A 20,584-nucleotide genomic window follows, 5' to 3' on the forward strand; every position below is an offset into this window, starting at 1 on the left:
CAGTGGCCTTTATCGCTTCTCCAGAATTTCCAAATTGACGGCATCCTCCCTGGCAGCAGCTTCGGCATCTGCACGGGTCTCCACGTCTGCGGCTGTTCTTATCTTCTCATCAACGGAATCAGTGCCTGGGGCTCTGCTTACCTCTTTATCTGCTAATTTAGAGCCCGCGGCTCTGCCAGCCTTTTTATCAGCTGATTCAGTTTCTGCTGATTGGGCGGTGTCTCCTTCTTCGGAAGATGGTTCCTCAGCAGAGCTTATAGCTGTGGTCTTCTTGGAAGAAGCAGGCCAGGCATCGCATCCTGTCAGGATTAGGGCATGAACTGAAATGCTGCATAATATAAAAACTAATATTTTTTTATGCTTCTGCATCCTAAATATCCCCCTTTTAATAATTCTGTAATTGGAAGCAATTATCCGTCAGGCCTGCACTTGTATTTGTGCGGGCCGGTTTTTTATCAATCTTAAGAAAAATAGCGCAGAAATGACAAAATACAGCGCCGAAGGCGGGCCAGTACGGATTATGCCAGTAACAATGAAGGTTCTGTATAATTACAATTATAATATATCTCCGGATAAAAAGCTGTATCAATGTGGAATAAAACCCAGGACAGTTTATTTTTATCAATTAAGCTAAAATACCAGTTTTGTTAAAGAAATATTTAGAAATTACGGGACTCTTCTTTAAGCTTTGGCTGTTACGATATAGGAAATGAAGGAAAGATAAGTAAAACAGTTCACAGACAGAACAGGAGTAAGCTATGGAATATGCGGCAGGAGTAAAAAAGGCACAATACAATAAAGTTAAGCTGGAAAACAGGAAAATGCTGATTAAGCCCTCGTATCTGATTACGGCAGTGGGGATTGCCTTCTGCGTGGCATTTACGGTATACGGAATGCAGAAGGGGCTGTTTACCTCTCAGGAAGCAATGGAGCAGTTCCTGAAGCCTCTTGGTATCTGGGGCCCATTGTTTTTTATACTGATACAGGTGGTACAGGTCGTGGCGCCAATCATTCCGGGCGGGGTGTCATGCCTGGGCGGCGTGCTGCTTTTCGGGCCTCTGTGGGGCTTTATATATAATTATGTGGGAATCTGTATCGGCTCAGCTTGTGCGTTCCTGATTTCCAGGCGGCTGGGAATGAAGGCTGTGGAACGGGCGGCCGACGGACAGAAATATGGGAAATATCTGAAATGGATGGAAAACGGAACCTTTGATAAATGGTTTGCACTGGCAATCTTTTTCCCAGCGGCGCCGGATGATCTGCTGTGCTTTCTGGCCGGTGTGACTTCCATGTCATTTAAAAAATTTTTATTTATCATTCTTCTGGGAAAACCGCTGTCAATTGCGGCATATTCTCTGGGACTGCAGTTGGTGTTTACGCAGGTGCTTCAACTTATCAGATAGGCGAAAGGGAAAGAGGGTGCAGGTATGCTTAAGGTATTACTTTATGACGGCGGTATGAAGCTGGCAGGGAAAAGCGGCGTGGGACGTGCAATGGAGCATCAGGCGCGCGCACTGCAGAATGCGGGGATTCCTTATACACATGCTCCCGGAGAGGACTATAACATCGTGCAGCTGAATACCGTATTTCCCGATTCCCTGTGGATGGGAATGAAGGCAAGGATGCAGGGGAAAAAGGTGGTTTATTACGGGCACTCCACCATGGAGGATTTCAGAAATTCTTTTACAGGCTCCAATCTGGCGGCGGGGCTGTTCAAGCGGTGGATAAAACGGTGCTATGAAAGCGGTGATGTGATTATCACCCCCACTCCTTATTCAGCGCGCCTCCTGAACACCTACGGGCTGAGAAAGCCGGTGGTTGCATTGTCAAACGGAATTGATCTGGCCGCATATAAAAGAAGTGAGGAAGGCGCCAGAAGGTTCCGCGAGGCCTACTGCTTCACAGAATCCCGGAAAGTGGTTCTGGGCGTGGGGCATTATATAGAAAGAAAAGGTATCCTGGATTTTGTGGAAATGGCAAAATGGTATCCGCAGTATGATTTTATCTGGTTTGGCTCCACGCCGTCCGCGCTGATTCCGGCAAAGATAAGAAAGGCTGTAAGAACACAGCTTCCCAATCTTCAGTTTCCCGGTTTTGTGGGCAAGGAAGAGCTGATGGATGCCTACAGCGGCAGCGATTTGTTTTTCTTCCCAACGCTGGAGGAAACGGAAGGGATTGTGATGCTGGAGGCAATGGCCATGGAAACCCCCGTCCTGACAAGGGATATCCCCGTATATGAGGGCTGGCTGGAGCATGGCAGGACCGTATATAAAGGCAGGGGGCAGGAAGATTTTGCAAGGCTTCTTCCGGATATTCTGGAAGGCAGGCTTCCCAGGCTGACCGAAGAGGCGTACCGGCTGGTGCAGGAAAACAGCATCACCAAGATAGGCGATGCGCTGGCAGGGATTTATGAAGGTTTATTTGCGGAGGAAAAGGCAGAAAGCAAGAACTTGCAGCTGCTGTAAAAATAGAGGTTGCAAAGCACACAGAGGGGAGCATAATATGAGAATTTTGATTACAACTGACTGGTATGAACCGGTTATTAACGGTGTAGTTACATCTGTACTGACTTTGAAGAGAGAGCTTGTAAAAAGGGGACATGAGGTAAAGGTGGCCACTCTTTCCGATTGCGGGCATTCCTATAAAAAGGATGATGTTTATTATATGCGTTCTGTGGATATCAGTAGGATTTATCCCGGCGCCAGAGCTGTTTGCTTTCCGGACAGCAGCCTTTATGAGGAGCTGATCGAATGGCAGCCGGATCTCATACATTCTCAGTGCGAGTTCAGCAGCTTTCTGATTGCCAGAAAAATAGCCGGGAAGCTTGGAATTCCGGTGGTGCATACGTATCATACGGTATATGAGGATTATAACCACTATTTCAGCGCCGGAAGGCCCTGGGGCAGGCAGGCGGCGGCCTGGTTTTCACGTTTTATCCTGGAGAAAACCGACTTTGTCATCGCTCCCACAGCAAAAGTAAAGAAGCTGCTGGAATCCTATGGCGTAGATCGTCCGGTAGCGGTAATTCCCACAGGAATACGGCTGGAACGTTTCCTCCCCGTAAGCTGGGAGCAGGTGGATGAGGATAGAAACAGGATCAGAGAGCAATATGGAATCGATGAAGGGCAAAAGGTTCTCCTCGTCTTGGGAAGGCTTGCCAAAGAAAAAAATATCGAAGAAATCATAAGCTTTTTCGGACAGATGAACCGTGATGATATGGAACTTCTCATTGTGGGTGACGGCCCTTACAGAAAAGAACTGGAGGAGCTGGCGGATTTGCAGAAGAACAGCAGCCGCATTCATTTTACGGGAATGGTTTCCCCGGAGGAAACAACGGCTTACTATCGGGCGGGTGACATGTTCGTCAGCTCCTCCCAGAGTGAAACTCAGGGAATTACCTATCTTGAGGCGCTTTCCAGCGGCCTTCCCGTAATATGCAGAAAAGACCCTTGCGTAGAGGGCATTGTAAAAAGAAATGAAAATGGTTTCCAGTATGAAACCTATGAGGAATTCAGGGATGAAATCCTGAAAATCGCAGGGGATACAGCCTGGAGAAATTTCCTGTCCGCAGGTGCGGTCCGCACGGGGCTGGAATTCGGTGCGGGGCAGTTCGGGGAAAAGGTATGCGCTGTATACGCGGCAGCGCTGGCAGGCCGTCGCAGCCGTATGAAGCTGTGCATGAAACGGGCCGCAGCCTCATGACGGAAAAAACATAATAAATTTGAGGAAAGCATGGTGAAAAAGCCATGCTTTTTTGACGGCCCGTTTTTAATTTATTTCATAATTTATTTCACAAAGCTTATTTATTTGACTAATCTCTTAAACCTGTTATAATAAATACATATTAATTTAAGTATTACTAAAATAAATGAAAAGCGTAGGTGAGTCGGATGCTGCATATCAAATCGCTGAAGGAAGGGCTGGATATTTTTAAGGCGCTTGGTTCAGAAGTCCGTATAGAAATTATTGAAGTGCTTTTGGAAAACCGCGGGATGAACATGAATGAACTGGCCAGCAAACTGAACATCAGCAATGGCGCTCTGACCGGCCATATAAAGAAGCTGGAAGAATGCGGTTTGGTGAGTATTTCCAATGAGTCTGCCGGACACGGCAATCAGAAGAAATGCTTTGTGCACCTGGATAAAATCCTGGTCGATCTGGATGGCAGGGCTGATGATAAAAATGTCTATCAGACTGATATTAAGGTGGGACATTTTTCAGATTATAAGGTATATCCCACATGCGGCCTTGCTTCCAGCAAGGCAATTATCGGCGAAGTGGATGACGTAAGGTATTTTGCACATCCTGACAGATATAATGCGGATATGCTGTGGTTTACACAGGGCTTTGTAGAATACATGATACCGAATTTTATTCCCTGTGCACAGAAAATCGATCAGATTACTATTTCGCTGGAAATCTGTTCGGAGGCTCCCGGCGTCAATGATATATGGCCTTCAGACATATCCTTTATCTTAAACGACAGAAAGATCGCACAATGGACAAGCCCCGGAGATTTTGGCAGCGTAAGAGGAGTCTTTACGCCTGACTGGTGGTACCCCAACTGGAATCAGTACGGTCTGCTGAAGATCCTTGTCATTAATAAATCCGGCACCTTTATTGACGGCTTGCAGGTATCGGATATTTCTGTAAAGGATTTTAATTTTGATTATCAGAGCGTGATAAAGTTTAAAATGGAGGTTGCGGAGGATGCGGCGCATGTGGGCGGGCTGACCATCTTTGGCAAAGGATTTGGCAATTACAATCAGGATATTTCCGTAAGAATAAATTACAGCCCCATGAATGGACCGCAGGGGTGGGAAACGGAGCACTGAAGGATCGGTTAAAGGTACGGCAGAATATTGCAGGGGTTATGCTCCCTTTCGGACAGACAAGTGAAAAAAGCTTGCTGCCCGGAAGGGAGTTTTTTGTTGCCGAGTTTAGCTGTAAAATCATATTACAAAAAGGTTAAATAAATAAAGTAATTTGTAAATAATAAAATAATATAAGTAATTATGTAATATTTATATTTATACATAAAAATATAGTTGAAACTTAGTGATTAGTTTGATATTCTTTTATTTAATATAAAATTATTTTATATAATTGTTGATTGTTTGGAAAAAGATTTAGGAGGGTAAAGAATGAAAGAAAGAAAAAGACTGGGAAGACAAATATCATTATTGTGCGGACTGGTATTCCTGCTGGCTGCTCTGCAGGGGTGCGGTGCAAAGGAAGAGAATTTTGATAATATTCCCCTGACTGCCAAGGAAGAGACGGACATTGGTTTTAAAAATGTATCGGTGCATGATCCCTCAATTGTGAAGGACAATGGAAGCTATTACATTTTCGGCTCCCACCTTGCAGCAGCGAAATCACAGGATTTGATGAACTGGAGCCTGATCGGGAGCGGAGTGACAAAGGGAAATCCGGTAATACCGGATGCTATGAATGAAATGCCGGAGGCCTTTGAGTGGGCAAAGACGGATACCTTTTGGGCACCGGATGTTATCAGGCTGAAGGATGGAAAATATTATATGTATTACTGCAACTGTGAAGGGAGTTCCCCACTTTCCTGCATGGGGCTGGCAGTTTCCGACAGTATTGAGGGTCCTTATTCGGACAAAGGGATTTTTCTGAAATCCGGTATGAACGGGGAGAGTGAGGATGGAAATCCTTACGATGCAACCGAGCAGCCAAATGTGGTGGATCCCTGTGTTTTTTATGATGCGGACGGCCGTTTGTGGATGATTTACGGCTCCTATTCAGGCGGGATTTTTGCGCTGGAAATGGATGAGGACACCGGCCTGCCGCTGCAGCCGGGCTATGGAAAGAAACTGCTCGGAGGGAATCATCTGCGCATAGAGGCGGCTTATGTGCAGTACAATCCAGATACGGAGTATTATTACATGTTTTTATCCTTTGGCGGCCTGGCGTCAGATGGCGGCTATAATATCAGGGTATGCCGTTCCGGAACACCGGATGGCCCGTATTATGACAGCGCAGGACACGATATGATAGATTGCGCCGGTCCTGACGGAAGCTTTTTTGATGACCGGACGGCAGAGCAGTATGGCGTGAAGCTGATAGGAAATTACAAATGGGCCTGGCAGGAAGGCGAGGATGGCAAAAACCGCAGGGGCCTTGTTTCCCCGGGTCATAACTCCACATATTTTGACGAAGAAACAGGAGATTATTTTATTATTTTCCATACGCGGTTTGAGAATATGGGGGAAAGTCATGAGGTCAGGGTACATAGAATGTTTTTCAACGAAGAAGGCTGGCCGGTTATCTCGCCTTACCGTTATGCGGGTGAGGATCCGGAGGCATATGAAGAAAAGGCGGTGCCGGGCAGATATAAACTGCTTAAGCATGGCCGGCAGATTACCACACAAATGAAAGAATCGGTAAATATAACCCTCTTTTCTGACGGCAGAGTCGAGGGAGCCTATACTGGGAGCTGGGAACTCGCGGAGGATCACCATATAAAAATAACTCTTGGTGAGGATACCTATGAAGGAATCGTGTGCAGGCAGTATGATGAATTTGGCAAAAAATATGTAATTGGCTTTACAGCCCTGTCTGAGGATGGGACAGCGATCTGGGGAAGCGGACTGGCTGCCATTGAATAAGTGCCGGTGGGATAGCTTCTTTCCGGCAGGCAGAGATAACGGCTAAAAACTTTTTTCAGCCATAAGGCAAATGCTAAACAAGTTTGATAGTTAGTGATATGCAAAAATATTTAAGAAAAAGCTAAAATGATGGTTGACAGAATAAAGGACGTAGTGTAATATATCGATATAAGAAACCTAAATGGTATAGAAAATATACATAATGTCTAATCACTTGGCCGGAAAGGTCCAACTTATACAGTGAAATTTACCACTGTGAACATCAATAAAATATTACTTCAAATTATTCAAACATTAATTGTTGTTTGGCACGACGGGTTTCCTATGATGAATTCAAAACATTTACAGGAGGTAGAGTTATGAGGAAAAAGTTTTTAGCTGTTTTTCTGACAGCAGTAATGACAGCATCTATGCTGGCAGGGTGCGGCAGCAGCGCTGCATCAGGAGAGGGCGCCGGAGAGGCACCTGCGGACAGCGGCACTGAAGCGAATCTTACCGAAGAGGTGGCTGAGGGGGAGTCTGCAGCTGAGGCTGAAGCGGATGCGGTTACCACCGTGGGAGATCCCAACGGAACACATATGGAATGCTGGTCCTTTGTAGAAGCACACAACACGTTTTATGCAAAGATGGTTGAAAAATGGAATACGGAAAATCCCGACAAAACAATTGAAATCACTTTCACCACATACCCCTATTCGGATATGCATACGAAGCTGCTGACCTCCCTGACGGCCGGCACTGGCGCTCCGGATATCTGTGATGTGGAAATGGGGCAGGTTCCGAACGTATATGCGGGACTTGATACCTGGCTGTATCCTCTTGATGAGGCTATGAGCCCTTATGCGGCGGATATGCTGACCTCCCGTCTGGATGCCTATAAGGGATCGGATGGAAAGCAGTATGGCGCACCCTTCCATGTAGGCGCTACGGTAATGTATTACAACATGGCCGTTCTGGAAGAAGCAGGAATCACACAGGCGGATGTTGACGCTGTGGTAACCTGGGCTGATTATCAGGCGCTTGGTGAGAAATACCTTGAAGCAATTGGTAAGCCCGATGGAAAATACTGGACCTCCGTTGATACAGCAGGTGTTGACTGGATGTGGATTGCAATGGCGGAATATGGTGAAGACTGGACAGGCGGAAGCAGTGATGCAACAGCAAATGTACAGCTTGATTCCGTTAAAACAATGCTTACAATGCAGCAGGATTGGATCAACTCCGGTCTGGCAGAGGTATCCCCTGACGGCCATGTAGACCTTGAGGCAGGTTTCCAGAATATCCTGGATCACAATATCGTTTCCTTCCCGAAGGCTATGTGGTATATGAGCCGTTTTATTAACTACATGCCTGAAGAAAAGGGCAACTGGTACATTGCCAAATGTCCTGTATTTGAAGAAGGTCAGGATTGCTCGGTCGGCATCGGCGGAACAGGCACTGTTGTGACAAATCAGGCGGCGGATACGGCGCTGGCGGCAGATTTCCTTTGCTATGCGAAGATGTCTCCGGAAGGTGAAACGATGATTTGGGAAGACCTCGGATTTGATGTATGCAATACTTCTCTTTGGTCGGATGATGCTTTTGCCCATGACGAAAGCAACCAGTACAATACCTTCTTCAGAAATTATCCTTATGATGTGCTTAACAGCATTAAGGATCAAATCGGAACAATCATGACGGTTAAAATCAGTCCTACGATTAATGAGCAGTTCTGCAATATTACTTTAAATGACGTACTTGAGAACGGTGTTGATGTTGACGAAGCTCTTAAGGCGGCGCAGGATGTAGTGGCGCTTGAACAGTAACCCGTCGGAGAAACAGGTTTTAACAGTTAACTGAAGGTATTTATGAGGTGTCTGGAGCAAGAGGTGTAACAGTTCAGTTCAGTGGACTGCAGCCAGAAGTTTTCCAGGCACTCTCATTTATACCCAATTCGATTGGAAGGCATTTCCTACAAGGAGTGAGTATTGTGAAGATAAAAAAATTTCTATATTCACAAAAAGTAGCACCATATGTTTTTGTATTGCCATTTATAGTAAGCTTTTTGTTATTTTGGGTATATCCGCTGTGCAGCACGGTGATTATGAGCTTTCAGGATATTGGGCCTGCGACAACGGAATGGGTGGGATTTAAAAATTTTTCCAAGCTTTTGAAGGATACTGTATTCCATACGGCTATTTTAAATAGTGCGGAATATATGCTCCTGACACTCGTTTTCTTAATCCCTTTCCCAATGCTGTTTGCAGTGCTTATTGATTCAAGGCTGGTTAAGGCAAAGGGGTTGTGGAAAGCATGCTTATATTTGCCTGCGTTAACTTCTGTTGTAATTTCGGGGACACTGTTCAGGCTTATGTTTTCCGAGTACCATACGGGCCAGATGAATATCATAACCGCCGCCCTTGGCCTGGGAACCTTTAAGTGGCTGAAGGCCAAGGCGACAGGGCTGATGGCTCTGCTGGTGGTTTGCTGTTGGAGATGGACAGGAGTTAATATGCTTTATTTTATCTCCGGACTGAAGTCGATTGATACCAGTCTGTATGAGTCTGCGGAGATAGACGGTGCTTCCTCCTTCCAGAAATTCCGCTATATTACGATTCCTTTGATTAAGCCGACCTCTATTTATGTCCTTACAATCAGTATTTATGCAGGCCTGGCGATGTTTATGGAATCCTATATGTTATGGGCCGGACCGGATTCACCCAATAACATCGGTCTGACTATTGTCGGTTATCTCTATAAGCGCGGCATCACTAAAAATGATCTTGGCTATGGAAGTGCAGTTGGTCTGGTGCTCCTTGTGATTGCCCTTGTTATCAATGTTGTTCAGCTTGTACTGAATGGAACATTCAAGAAGGAGGAGAGATGATATGGCTGAAAAAAAGAATGAAGCCGACGCAGGCAAAAAAGCCCGCAAAAAAAGCAGTGTTCTGACTGTCCTTGCCACCTGCTGGTTTGCGATTCTCTCCCTGATAATAATTTTCCCTCTTTTTGCCGGACTGCTTGCATCCTTCCGCCCCGGCAAAGAATTAATCAGAAGGGGACTGAGTATTGACCTTGATATAAGCACTATGACACTGGACAACTATATTTACCTGTTTTCCGGAAACGTGGATTCCCAGAAATATTTTATGTGGTTTAAGAACAGTCTGGTTCTTACCTTTATTTCTGTTGTGGGAACGCTGCTTATCTGCTATCTGGTGGCCTATGGACTGTCAATGTATGAATACCCGCTGAAGAACTTCTTATTTTTCCTGGTAATAGCCACTATGATGGTTCCTTTTGAAATACTGATACTTCCCCTTTACAGGGAAATGATAACCCTGAAGCTTATTGATACTATGGCCGGAGTTGTGCTGCCCGGAATATGCGGCGCATCTACGATTTTCTTTTTCAGGCAGTATATGATAGGGCTGCCTAAAGAGCTTTTGGATGCCGGACGTATTGACGGGGCAACTGAATACGGCATCTGCTTTAAAATCATGCTTCCGATCACAAAGCCTGCTTTTGCGGCCATGTCGATACTGTGTGCCATGGGAGCATGGAATAATGTGCTCTGGCCAATGCTGGTATTCAGGGATGCCTCCAAATTTACGCTGCCCATAGGCCTGAATACGCTGCTGACGCCTTACGGGAACAACTATGATGTGCTCATCGCCGGATCCATGTTTGGTATTATCCCTGTATTCGTTGTATTCCTTTGCTTCCAGAAATACTTTATTGGCGGTATGACGGTTGGGGCCGTTAAGGGATAAGTGCGCCCAGAAAAGGGCGGATGGTTTAGCGGGTGGAACACCCGCACGGCAAAGCGTAGCGAGCTGCCGTTAGTGAGTCTTGAGTGTTGCCTGGTAACAGGCAGGGCTAAGCGTAGACAACAAGGAAGCAGGGTTGCAATGCTATTGAGCCCCGAAATTTTACAGAGTTCCAGAGGCCAACGTAGTTTATCCATACGGAAGGCAGCATCACGGCATGCGATAACGCGAGTGTGTCGTGGCTCTGGCGGGGTCTGAGGGCCAATCATGCTTTACAATGACCATCCAGTCAACTGGGGAGAGCCTGTGGTCTCTTGAAAAGTTTTTTTCAAGTATGACGTACAACAATAAAACGGAGGAAATCAAATGGACCACAGGCAGTCGGATGCGGGTACAGTACCAAAGAAACCGGTAATGACGGCGGAGGGAAGGCCTGCACATAATAACACTCTTTCTGAGGACACATTTACCGTACTCAGGGACGGAGGAATAGATGGAAACGAAATTAGAAAGAATAGCAGATAAGTCGGCCCAAGAAAGCCGGCCCATATTCACCTCGCTGTACCACTTGCTGAATGAGGAACTACTGCTTCAATGTCATAAAGAATTAGATGGAAAGAAAGCAGTAGGAATTGATGAAATGACCAAAGAGGAATACAGCCGTAACCTGGAGGAAAACATCAGAAACCTGGTGGAAAGGCTGAGGAATAAGGCCTATAAACCGAAGCCGTCCCTGCGTGTATACATACCAAAAGCCAATGGAAAGAAGCGTCCTCTGGGCATAGCAGCCTATGAAGATAAGATAGTACAGTCAGGGCTGAAGAAGATACTGGAAGCAGTATATGGACCGAAGTTTCAGGAGAACATGTATGGATTCCGCCCGAACAGAAGCTGCCATATGGCAATCAAAGCCCTCTGCACAAGCATCATAAGGAAACGAATTAATTACGTAGTGGATGCAGACATCAAAGGATTCTTTGACCATATGAGCCATGAATGGACCCTTAAATTTGTGGGATATTATATCCAAGACCCGAACCTCCTGAACCTGATAAAGAAGTACCTGAAAGCGGGAGTACTGGAGGATGGGAAATATCAGACAAATGAAGCGGGAAGCGCCCAGGGAAACATTATCAGCCCGGTACTGGCCAATATCTATATGCACCATGTACTGGTATTATGGTACAAAAAGTACTTTGAGAAACAAGGAATAGGAGAGAGCTTTTTGGTGGTGTACGCGGATGACTACCTGGCAGGATTTGAAGAGAAGTCAGAAGCGGAGCGGTACTATGAAGAAATGCAGAAGCGATTGGGAAAATACGGGTTGGAAATAGAGACGAGTAAAAGCCGTCTGTTGGAATTTGGGAGATACGCGAAGGAGAGAAGGAAGCGGAGAGGGAAGGGAAAACCGGAAACCTTTGACTTCCTGGGCTTCACATTCTATTGTGGGGAGACGCAGGCAGGAAAGTTCTGTGTAAAAGCGAAAACGAGCGGAAAGCGGATGAGAACGAAGCTGAAAGAGACGGAAGAGTGGCTGAAGAAGAACCGGACAAAGCCCCTAAAGGAGCTGATGCCGGCCCTGAACCGAAAACTGACAGGCCACTACCGCTACTATGGAATAACGTACAACATCCATGCGCTGGTAAAGTATCACTACTACATAACAAAAATGTTATATCGGTGGATGAATCGGAGAAGCCAGAAGAGAAGCTATAACTGGGAGGGATTCAAGCAGATGCTGGAATATTACCCGCTGGCATATCCGAAAAGATACTATAATCTCTATGCGTAGACAGAAACTGTGAAAGTTATTATGAAGAGCCGTATGCGGGAAAGCCGCACGTACGGTTCTGGAAAGGACTTCATATCGTGAGATATGATTTTACTAAACAAAAATACATATATAATTGTGAAAATCTTCAGATCCTATAAAGACGATTGCTGCAGTTAGCTGCGGCAGTCGTTTTTTGATCAATTAGATTTGCAGCGGCAGGAGGTAAATTCATGCAGGAGGTAATTCTATTTTTAACTTGCAATAATCGAACATATGTACTATAATATGAAAAAGGAGAACGAATGTTCGATAAATAGGCGCTTAAAATACGGCGCCGTTTGAGCGGAGAGACAGGAATATGGATTACTCAATAGCCGACAGACAGATGAGCATTATGGATAAGCTGGGTATTCTTACGGATGCTGCAAAGTATGATGTGGCATGCACCAGCAGCGGAAATGAACGAAAGGGAGACGGGACAGGTATGGGCAATACCATTAAGGCGGGGATATGCCACAGCTTTTCCGGGGACGGTCGTTGTATCAGCCTGCTGAAGATCCTGTTCACCAACGAGTGCATTTATGACTGCAAATACTGCGTGAACAGATGCTCCAATGATGTGCCCAGGGTATCCTTTACGCCTGATGAGGTTTGCAGGTTAACTATAGAATTTTACAGGCGCAATTATATAGAGGGGCTTTTTTTAAGCTCCGGAATCCTTTACAGTCCGGATTATACCATGGAGCTTTTGTATCAGACGCTGTATAAGCTGCGCAGGGAATATAATTTCCAGGGCTATATTCACGTGAAGGCAATCCCGGGGGCCAATCAGGAGCTGGTGAGGATGACGGGCTTCCTGGCGGACAGGATGAGCATAAACCTGGAGCTGCCTACGGCGGAGGGCCTGAAGAAGCTGGCGCCCAACAAGCACAGGAAGAATATCCTCACGCCCATGCGCCTCATACAGAATGGAATTGCCGTCAATAAGAATGAAGTGGCCGTATACAGGCATGCGCCGGTTTTTGTGCCCGCAGGACAGTCCACGCAGATGATTATCGGGGCTACGCCGGAGAATGATTACCAGATTATGTCGGTGGCACAGAACCTTTATGATAAGTTCAGCCTGAAGCGGGTTTTTTATTCCGCATTCGTACAGGTAAATGAGGATAAGGATCTTCCGGCGCTTCCGGGAGGGCCGCCGCTTTTGCGGGAGCACAGGCTTTATCAGGCGGACTGGCTGCTGCGTTTTTACGGCTTCCGTGCCGATGAACTGCTGGATGAGAAAAGGCCTAATTTTAATGTGCTTCTTGACCCCAAGGAGGACTGGGCGCTGCGCCACCTGGAATTTTTCCCTGTGGAGATCAACCGGGCGGATTACCAGGTCCTTCTCCGGGTGCCGGGAATCGGGGTGAAGAGTGCGCAGAGGATTGTAAAGGCAAGAAGAAACGGGAACCTGTGCTTTGAGGATTTGAAGCGGATAGGAGTCGTACTGAAGCGGGCGCTGTATTTTATTACCTGCAGCGGTCATATGATGTATAAAACGAAGATAGAAGAGGATTATATCACACGGAATCTGCTGGCGGTGAAGGAAAAGCTTCCCGCGGAGGCGGGTGGCATGACCTACAGACAGCTTTCCCTGTTTGATGATGTCCGTTTTGCCCCGCAGCGGCAGGAGATCAGACAGGCGGCGAAAATGGCTTATTAAGTACCCTCCGGGTCTAACAGTTACAGGTGATGGAGTCAGGTGGATGGCATATGGAAAAGATACTGATATGTGAGGATTCCCAGGAGGGGATTTTTACGGGAATATATGAGGCTTATGCGCAGAAATGTGATCATGACAGTACGCGGATTCAGCTGGGAGAGGAAGGAAATCTGTGTTTATTTGCCGAATACAGGGAAATTGTGCCGGACATACAGAAGGCAGACAAGGTAAGACGGACGATACTCACAAGGTTTGGGGAAGAATGCTATGAACAGATCTGTTATGCGCTGTCTTCCTGGGAAACGGATAAAGGGCAGGCTGTCTACCAGACTGTTGTGGAAGGGCTGAAGGGACGGATTAGGGGAAGTCTGATGGATCATCTGGGAAACCGCTATGTCTACCGTGCTTTTGAACTGAGCAGGGCGGCCGGGAATGAGGCCCATCATCTGCTGGGCTTCCTCAGGTTTGAGGAAACGGCCGGAGGCATCCTGTTTGGGGAAATAGGGCCGAAGAATAATGTGGTGCCGTTTATGATGCCCCATTTTGCAGATCGTTTTCCAAAAGAGAATTTCATTATCTTTGATAAGGGAAGGAAGCTTTATGGAATCCATCAGGCCGGTAAGTCCTGGTTTTTGGCGGGAATGGAGAACGGGCCGGAGAAACAGGATCTGGAGTTTAGCGAGGAGGAAAGGCAGATTCAGGAACTTTTCAGGTATTTCTGCCGTAAGATAACGATAAAGGAAAGGGAAAATGAGAAACTGCAGCGGCAGATGCTTCCTTACAGGTTCCAAGATTATATGGTGGAATTTGTAAACAATGAGCAGAAGACAGGCCGGCGGAAAAGCCGGTAACTGCCGGGTATCACACTTTTAAACAAAAAAAGAGTTTGATTTTGCTCCGCAGGTGACATTATGCAGTATGGCTGTATTTACTGTCATTTTATGTAGAAAAATGGGGGGTTTACATTTACCGCCAATGCTGTATAATATGATAAATCTAAGAAGGTACACGGCGAAAATGCCGTGTTTGTAGCAGTTTCTATTTTATGAAAGGATGAAAGTGTGTGGTAAGTATGAATGGAATCAATCAGTATAAAATTGTGCTGAGACCGGACGAGGTGCAGGAATTTGTAAATGAAGCCTCAAGGTATGATTTCGATATTGACATAGCGTATAACAGCTATGTAGTAGACGCTAAATCTATTCTTGGTGTTTATGGCCTGGACCTTACCCGTGTGTTAACCGTATCCTGCCATGGGTACGATAAAAAATTTGAAAACTACCTCAGAAAATTTGCAATGGCCGGTTAACTGTCTTTCCAAAGCATAATGGATTTGACTCCCTGTAAAGAAGTGTGTACTATCTTTATAGGGAGTTTTTTGATTCTTTTTACAGGCAACAAATAAGGAGGACGGCTTAACGTGGAAATAAGAATATCTGTGCGCAATCTGGTGGAATTTATCCTGCGCAGCGGCAGTATAGACAACCGGAAAAAGGCGGCGCCTGACAATGCAATGGCAGAGGGTGGACGGATACACCGTATGATACAGCGTAGAATGGGATCGGAATATCAGGCAGAGGTGGTCATGCGTTATGTGTGGAATACACCGTCCTATGATCTGATCGTAGAGGGCAGGGCCGACGGCGTAATAAACGGAGAAACCGTGACTATAGATGAGATTAAGGGAACCTACCGGGATCTGGAGAAAATGAAAGGGCCGGTGGATGTGCATCTGGCGCAGGCGAAGTGCTATGCTTTCATGTATGCCGCAGATCATGACAGCGCACAGATGAAGGTGCGTATGACCTATTGCAATATGGAAACGGAAGAACTGCGGTATTTTGTCAGTACACACAGCAGAGCGGAGCTGGAAGAGTGGTTCATCGGCATTCTGGAGGCATATAAGAAGTGGGCGGATTTTTCCAGCAAGTGGCAGGAGGCAAGGACAGCGTCCATAAGACAGCTGGCTTTTCCTTTCCCCTACAGGGAGGGGCAGAAGGAGCTTGCCACCTATGTATACCAGAGCATCGTCCACAAGCGGAAACTGTTCATTGAGGCGCCTACCGGCGTAGGAAAGACACTTTCCACCGTATTCCCGGCGGTAAAGGCCTTGGGAGAGGGAAAGGCAGAGCGTATTTTTTATCTGACAGCCAAGACCATCACCCGCACGGTGGCGGACAATACCTTCCAGCTGCTGCGTGATAAGGGGCTGCGTTTTAAGACAGTAATCCTGACGGCCAAGGAAAAGATATGCTTTATGGAGGAAACAGAGTGCAATCCCGGCGCCTGTCCCTATGCGGACGGCCATTATGACAGGATCAACGAAGCCATTTATGATCTGCTCACCCATGAGGACCACTATAACAGAGAGATGGTGGAAACCTATGCCAGGAAATATAAGGTCTGTCCCTTTGAAATGAGCCTGGACATGAGCCTGTTTTCCGATGGCATCATATGTGACTACAATTATGTGTTTGATCCCCATGTTTATTTAAAACGATTTTTCAGTGATGGAGTGCAGGGACAGTACCTTTTCCTGATTGATGAGGCGCATAATCTGGTGGAACGGGGACGTGAAATGTACAGCGCAGTGCTTGTGAAGGAGGATTTCCTTGCGCTGAAGAAAATTGTTAAGGAATATGATTCCAAAATGGAGCATCAGCTGGATAAATGCAGCAGGGAGCTGCTTCCGCTGAAACGGGAATGCGAAGGCTGCCAGGTGGTGTCTTCCATAGACAGCTTTGTGCTGGCGGTGGAGCGTCTTTCGGAAACCATGGAGAAATACCTGGAGGATCATGATGAGAGCCCTGTCAGGGAGGATGTACTGGATTTTTATTTTGAAGTTTCCCATTTTCTTGAGATGTATGACAGGCTGGATGATAATTATGTCATCTATACGGAGCTGGAGGAGGATGACAGCTTCCTGGTCAAGCTGTTCTGCGTGAATCCTTCCGTAAATCTGAAGGAATGTATGGAACGGGCGCGCAGCACTATCCTGTTTTCGGCCACGCTTCTGCCCATTCAGTATTATAAGAGCCTTCTGGGCGGGAATAAGGAAGATTACGAGGTTTATGCACAGTCAACCTTTAATCCCAAGAAAAAAGCGCTATATATAGGAAGCGATGTAACCAGCAAATATACCAGGCGATCCAAAACCGAATATATAAATATAGCGACTTATCTGCATGAGATTACAAAAATGAGGTATGGAAATTATCTGATTTTCTTCCCCTCCCATTCCTTTTTGCAGAATGTGTATGAGGCTTACGAAGAATATTTACTGGATGAGGAAAAAGAAGAATGCATCATTCAGGAGGATATTATGAGTGAGGAGGACAGAGAACAGTTCCTCGGGCGTTTCGAAGGAAACAGAGGCTGTGAGCTGGGGGATATGATCCATATGGAGATTGAGGAGGAGCAGGAAAAGAGCCTGCTGGGCTTCTGTGTAATGGGCGGTATTTTCAGTGAGGGCATCGATCTGAAGAACGACAGCCTGATCGGCGCGATCATTGTAGGGACCGGGCTTCCCCAGGTATGTAATGAACGGGAGATACTGAAGAGCTATTTTGATGCCATGGGGAAAAATGGTTTTGATTATGCCTATCGGTATCCGGGAATGAATAAGGTGCTACAGGCTGCAGGAAGAGTGATCCGGACGGCGGAGGATGTGGGAATTGTGGCCTTGCTGGACGACCGGTTCCTGGGAGGGGCCTATCAGCGGCTGTTCCCCAGAGAATGGGACACCTATGAAGTGGTAACGGCGGATCAGGTGGCCCGTCGGGTGGAACGTTTCTGGGACGAATGGCTATAGTAAAGGACAGCACAGGCCGCCGGCGGAGGATAATACTCTGCCGGCGGCCTGGGTTTTATAAGAGGCACCCTGCTGTCTTAGGTGGGGCATCTTACGGTTCCTGTAACAAAAATGCGATTTCTTCCTTATAAGGAGGGAGCGTTTTGTCAGGATTTTCCGGATCCGGACGGTAGGGTGTTTCCAGTATCCTGGGGATGCCGGGGAAATCCGGATGGTGTACGATACAGCGCAGCGCTTCGGCACCGATGGTGCCCTCTCCGATATTGGCGTGGCGGTCTTTTGCCGCGCCCAGGCTGTTTTTGCTGTCATTAATATGAAAAACAGCGATCTGTTCCTTGCCGAGTATCCGGTGGAATTCCTCCATGACCCCGTCAAAGTTATCCACAATGTCGTAGCCTGCGTCATTTACATGGCAGGTATCAAAGCATACACGCAGCTTGTCACTGCAGGCAACTCCGTCATAGATGGAGGCAAGCTCTTCAAAGCTCCGTCCGATTTCAGAGCCTTTGCCGGCCATGGTTTCCAAAGCTATACATACCGGTGTGTCCGGGGTGAGCACCGCATTCAGCCCCCGGACGATTTGGCGGATGCCCACCTCGCTTCCCGCGCCCACATGGGAGCCGGGATGAAGTACCAGCACGCTGCTGCCCATGGCGGCGGTCCTTTCCAGCTCCAGCGCCAGAAAATCCACAGCCAGGGAGTAGGTATCGGGATTTACCGTGTTGGCCAGATTGATAATGTAGGGCGCATGCACTACAAAATCCTCGATCCCGTTCTGTTTCATATAATCTTTTGCAGCATCTATATTCAGTTCGCTGACAGGCTTCCGCTTTGTATTCTGGGGCGCGCCGGTATACACCATGAAGGTATTGGCCCCGTAGGACACGGCTTCGCGCGCCGAACCAAGCAGCATTTCCTTTCCTGCCATTTTTACATGAGATCCGATTTTTATCATAAAAACTCCTGTATCAGGTATCTTTTCCGGGTTGCTTTCAGCCGCTTTTCCGGCGGCAGGAAATCAGTATAGCACAGGATTTGCTTTGTGAAAAGATAAAATTTCAGGGAATTATTATGTTGATGTGGATAAAATTGTGGAATGTGCGGATTACCAAAAACGGAGACGATTTTTTTCGGAAATGTCCTGTGGAAAACTTGTTTATGGCGCCATGAATTGTGGATAACTATGTGGAAACTGGGGATTTCTTATGCAGATAATGTCGAATAAATAAGAAATTTGGTACTTATGCACATTTTCACATGATGGTCGATATTGAGTAAAAATGACCCTGTGGTTACTCCAGTTATGTAAATCAATGTGGATAATTCAGAAGCCTTATCCACAAAAAACCCCTTTTTATAGGAGTGGAAAATACTGTGAATTTATGTTATCCACACATCTGGATAAGTGGAAAATTATCACCGGATATGTGGAAAAATACCTGTGCGGAAAGCAGTGGAAAGTGCGTCCGGTATATGTTATACTTGCACGGGAAACTTTTATTGCGGAGATTTTTGCGGGTTTCCCTGAAAAGAAGAAAAAGGAGGACACAGCGATGTGGGCTTACGAAAGCGTTTTTTACCAGATATATCCTCTGGGCTTCTGCGGAGCGCCGTTTGAAAACGACGGGACGCAGCAGGCGCCGGAGACTGCGGGAATACGGAAGGTGATTGACTGGATCGGACATATCAGAAAGCTGGGGGCAAATGCCATATATTTTTCTCCCCTGTTTGAATCCGATACCCATGGATACAATACAAGAGATTTCAGGAAGGTGGATCGCCGCCTTGGCACGAATGAGGATTTTAAGGAGGTTTGCTCCAGGCTTCATGAGGAAGGAATCCGCGTGGTTCTGGACGGGGTGTTTAACCATGTGGGAAGAGGCTTCTGGGCTTTTCAGGATGTGCTGAAGAACAGGGAGAATTCTCCCTATCTTAACTGGTTCCACATTAATCTGGGAGGAAACTCCAATTACAATGACGGCCTCTGGTACGAGGGCTGGGAAGGCAATTACGATCTGGTAAAGCTGAACCTGCGAAATGAAGAGGTCATCAACCATATTTTTGAAAGCATCAGGCTGTGGGTGGAGGAGTTTGATATTGACGGGCTCCGCCTGGATGTGGCTTACTGCCTGGATCACGATTTTGTAAGACGGCTGCGCAGCTTCTGCGACGGGCTGAAGGAGGATTTCTTCCTTGTGGGAGAGATGCTGCACGGAGATTATAAGGTGCTGGTGAATGACGGCATGCTGCATTCCTCCACTAATTATGAGTGTTATAAGGGGCTGTATTCCAGCTTTAACAGCATGAACCTGTTTGAAATTGTCCATTCATTGTTAAGACAGTTCGGTCCCGAAAACTGGACGCTTTACAAAGGGCTGCATCTGCTTTCCTTTGTGGATAACCATGATGTTACGAGAATTGCCAGCATCCTGTCCAATGAGAAGCATCTGCCGTTGATCTATGCGCTGATGTTCGGCATGCCGGGAATTCCCTGTGTCTATTATGGAAGTGAATGGGGCGCCAAAGGAAATAAAAGTGAAGGGGATCAGGCGCTGAGGGCTTGCTTTGAAGCACCCGTGGAAAATGAATTATCTGAATTCATCAGCCGTCTGGCTGAGGCTAAAAAGAACTCCCATGCGCTCAATTACGGCGCATTCCGTTCGGTGGTACTTACCAATAAGCAATGTATTTTCGAACGCGCTGCCGACGGGGAAAGGGTGCTTGTGGCAATTAATGCGGACAGCGAGCCATATACGGCCCACTTTGATGCGGGCTGCGGCATGGCGGTGGATCTGATTTCAGGAGAAAACCACGATTTTGGCGGAGGAAGCCAGCTTGCGCCCTACAGCGCGTATTTCTGGAAGTGCGAAGCGTAAGGCAGCAGCCGCGGAGGTATGGAACAGTTACATTGAA

General features: G+C 46.8%; 17 protein-coding genes. 14 read left to right on the forward strand and 3 right to left on the reverse strand.

Annotated features, from left to right (window positions below):
- Positions 1–9 precede the first annotated feature (9 nt).
- Positions 10–369 carry a hypothetical protein gene (locus tag FYJ45_RS03665; RefSeq protein ID WP_154463531.1) on the reverse strand — a complete coding sequence of 120 codons (360 nt, stop codon included), beginning with the start codon at positions 367–369 and terminating at the stop codon, positions 10–12.
- Positions 370–758: 389 nt separating this feature from the next.
- Between FYJ45_RS03665 and FYJ45_RS03670 the strand changes: the two genes are divergently transcribed.
- The 6 genes from FYJ45_RS03670 (at position 759) to FYJ45_RS03695 (ending at position 8,437) form a co-directional block, all read left to right on the forward strand.
- Entirely contained in the window at positions 759–1,403 is a 645-nt protein-coding gene (locus tag FYJ45_RS03670; protein ID WP_154463532.1) for a TVP38/TMEM64 family protein, read from the forward strand.
- Between the two features lie 24 nt (positions 1,404–1,427).
- On the forward strand, positions 1,428–2,465 hold the full coding sequence (locus FYJ45_RS03675) for a glycosyltransferase family 4 protein (RefSeq protein ID WP_154463533.1): 1,038 nt from the start codon (positions 1,428–1,430) through the stop codon (positions 2,463–2,465).
- 37 nt (positions 2,466–2,502) lie between these two features.
- Positions 2,503–3,702 (forward strand): glycosyltransferase family 4 protein, encoded by a 1,200-nt coding sequence (locus FYJ45_RS03680; RefSeq protein WP_154463534.1) that lies wholly within the window; start codon positions 2,503–2,505, stop codon positions 3,700–3,702.
- Positions 3,703–3,890: 188 nt separating this feature from the next.
- Positions 3,891–4,835, forward strand: coding sequence for an ArsR/SmtB family transcription factor (locus FYJ45_RS03685; protein WP_154463535.1), 945 nt, complete (start codon positions 3,891–3,893; stop codon positions 4,833–4,835).
- Between the two features lie 309 nt (positions 4,836–5,144).
- On the forward strand, positions 5,145–6,632 hold the full coding sequence (locus tag FYJ45_RS03690) for a glycoside hydrolase family 43 protein (protein ID WP_154463536.1): 1,488 nt from the start codon (positions 5,145–5,147) through the stop codon (positions 6,630–6,632).
- 359 nt (positions 6,633–6,991) lie between these two features.
- The gene (locus FYJ45_RS03695; RefSeq protein WP_154463537.1) at positions 6,992–8,437 is read left to right on the forward strand and encodes an ABC transporter substrate-binding protein; all 1,446 of its coding nucleotides are present in this window, start codon (positions 6,992–6,994) and stop codon (positions 8,435–8,437) included.
- Between the two features lie 286 nt (positions 8,438–8,723).
- Here the strand turns inward: FYJ45_RS03695 and FYJ45_RS32070 are convergent, their stop codons facing one another.
- Positions 8,724–9,020 (reverse strand): hypothetical protein, encoded by a 297-nt coding sequence (locus FYJ45_RS32070; RefSeq protein WP_330588530.1) that lies wholly within the window; start codon positions 9,018–9,020, stop codon positions 8,724–8,726.
- Here FYJ45_RS32070 and FYJ45_RS32075 point away from each other — a divergent pair.
- From FYJ45_RS32075 to FYJ45_RS03730, 7 genes are all read left to right on the forward strand, one after another.
- A complete protein-coding gene (locus FYJ45_RS32075) occupies positions 8,983–9,498 on the forward strand; it encodes a carbohydrate ABC transporter permease (RefSeq protein WP_330588526.1) in 516 nt (171 codons plus the stop codon). The genes FYJ45_RS32070 and FYJ45_RS32075 overlap by 38 nt on opposite strands.
- A gap of 1 nt (position 9,499) precedes the next feature.
- Positions 9,500–10,384 carry a carbohydrate ABC transporter permease gene (locus tag FYJ45_RS03705; protein ID WP_154463538.1) on the forward strand — a complete coding sequence of 295 codons (885 nt, stop codon included), beginning with the start codon at positions 9,500–9,502 and terminating at the stop codon, positions 10,382–10,384.
- Between the two features lie 490 nt (positions 10,385–10,874).
- Positions 10,875–12,173, forward strand: a complete 1,299-nt coding sequence (ltrA, locus tag FYJ45_RS03710) for a group II intron reverse transcriptase/maturase (RefSeq protein WP_154463539.1) — start codon at positions 10,875–10,877, stop codon at positions 12,171–12,173.
- A gap of 340 nt (positions 12,174–12,513) precedes the next feature.
- Entirely contained in the window at positions 12,514–13,860 is a 1,347-nt protein-coding gene (locus FYJ45_RS03715; RefSeq protein WP_154463540.1) for a putative DNA modification/repair radical SAM protein, read from the forward strand.
- A 50-nt stretch (positions 13,861–13,910) separates the two neighbouring features.
- On the forward strand, positions 13,911–14,711 hold the full coding sequence (locus FYJ45_RS03720; protein WP_154463541.1) for a TIGR03915 family putative DNA repair protein: 801 nt from the start codon (positions 13,911–13,913) through the stop codon (positions 14,709–14,711).
- A gap of 221 nt (positions 14,712–14,932) precedes the next feature.
- Positions 14,933–15,169, forward strand: coding sequence for an HPr family phosphocarrier protein (locus tag FYJ45_RS03725; protein WP_021635433.1), 237 nt, complete (start codon positions 14,933–14,935; stop codon positions 15,167–15,169).
- 111 nt (positions 15,170–15,280) lie between these two features.
- On the forward strand, positions 15,281–17,671 hold the full coding sequence (locus FYJ45_RS03730; protein WP_321170201.1) for an ATP-dependent DNA helicase: 2,391 nt from the start codon (positions 15,281–15,283) through the stop codon (positions 17,669–17,671).
- 91 nt (positions 17,672–17,762) lie between these two features.
- Here the strand turns inward: FYJ45_RS03730 and FYJ45_RS03735 are convergent, their stop codons facing one another.
- Complete coding sequence (locus FYJ45_RS03735; protein WP_154463542.1) at positions 17,763–18,626, reverse strand: deoxyribonuclease IV; 864 nt, start codon at positions 18,624–18,626, stop codon at positions 17,763–17,765.
- Between the two features lie 598 nt (positions 18,627–19,224).
- Between FYJ45_RS03735 and FYJ45_RS03740 the strand changes: the two genes are divergently transcribed.
- On the forward strand, positions 19,225–20,547 hold the full coding sequence (locus FYJ45_RS03740) for an alpha-amylase family glycosyl hydrolase (protein ID WP_021635439.1): 1,323 nt from the start codon (positions 19,225–19,227) through the stop codon (positions 20,545–20,547).
- Positions 20,548–20,584: the final 37 nt, after the last annotated feature.

This window comes from Eisenbergiella porci (assembly GCF_009696275.1).
GTDB lineage: Bacteria > Bacillota > Clostridia > Lachnospirales > Lachnospiraceae > Eisenbergiella > Eisenbergiella porci.

Coding starts and splice junctions, on each gene's coding strand:
- FYJ45_RS03665 (WP_154463531.1), bottom strand. CDS start 369: ATGCAGAAGCATAAAAAAATATTAGTTTTTATATTATGCAGCATTTCA.
- FYJ45_RS03670 (WP_154463532.1), top strand. CDS start 759: ATGGAATATGCGGCAGGAGTAAAAAAGGCACAATACAATAAAGTTAAG.
- FYJ45_RS03675 (WP_154463533.1), top strand. CDS start 1,428: ATGCTTAAGGTATTACTTTATGACGGCGGTATGAAGCTGGCAGGGAAA.
- FYJ45_RS03680 (WP_154463534.1), top strand. CDS start 2,503: ATGAGAATTTTGATTACAACTGACTGGTATGAACCGGTTATTAACGGT.
- FYJ45_RS03685 (WP_154463535.1), top strand. CDS start 3,891: ATGCTGCATATCAAATCGCTGAAGGAAGGGCTGGATATTTTTAAGGCG.
- FYJ45_RS03690 (WP_154463536.1), top strand. CDS start 5,145: ATGAAAGAAAGAAAAAGACTGGGAAGACAAATATCATTATTGTGCGGA.
- FYJ45_RS03695 (WP_154463537.1), top strand. CDS start 6,992: ATGAGGAAAAAGTTTTTAGCTGTTTTTCTGACAGCAGTAATGACAGCA.
- FYJ45_RS32075 (WP_330588526.1), top strand. CDS start 8,983: ATGTTTTCCGAGTACCATACGGGCCAGATGAATATCATAACCGCCGCC.
- FYJ45_RS32070 (WP_330588530.1), bottom strand. CDS start 9,020: ATGATATTCATCTGGCCCGTATGGTACTCGGAAAACATAAGCCTGAAC.
- FYJ45_RS03705 (WP_154463538.1), top strand. CDS start 9,500: ATGGCTGAAAAAAAGAATGAAGCCGACGCAGGCAAAAAAGCCCGCAAA.
- ltrA (WP_154463539.1), top strand. CDS start 10,875: ATGGAAACGAAATTAGAAAGAATAGCAGATAAGTCGGCCCAAGAAAGC.
- FYJ45_RS03715 (WP_154463540.1), top strand. CDS start 12,514: ATGGATTACTCAATAGCCGACAGACAGATGAGCATTATGGATAAGCTG.
- FYJ45_RS03720 (WP_154463541.1), top strand. CDS start 13,911: ATGGAAAAGATACTGATATGTGAGGATTCCCAGGAGGGGATTTTTACG.
- FYJ45_RS03725 (WP_021635433.1), top strand. CDS start 14,933: ATGAATGGAATCAATCAGTATAAAATTGTGCTGAGACCGGACGAGGTG.
- FYJ45_RS03735 (WP_154463542.1), bottom strand. CDS start 18,626: ATGATAAAAATCGGATCTCATGTAAAAATGGCAGGAAAGGAAATGCTG.
- FYJ45_RS03740 (WP_021635439.1), top strand. CDS start 19,225: ATGTGGGCTTACGAAAGCGTTTTTTACCAGATATATCCTCTGGGCTTC.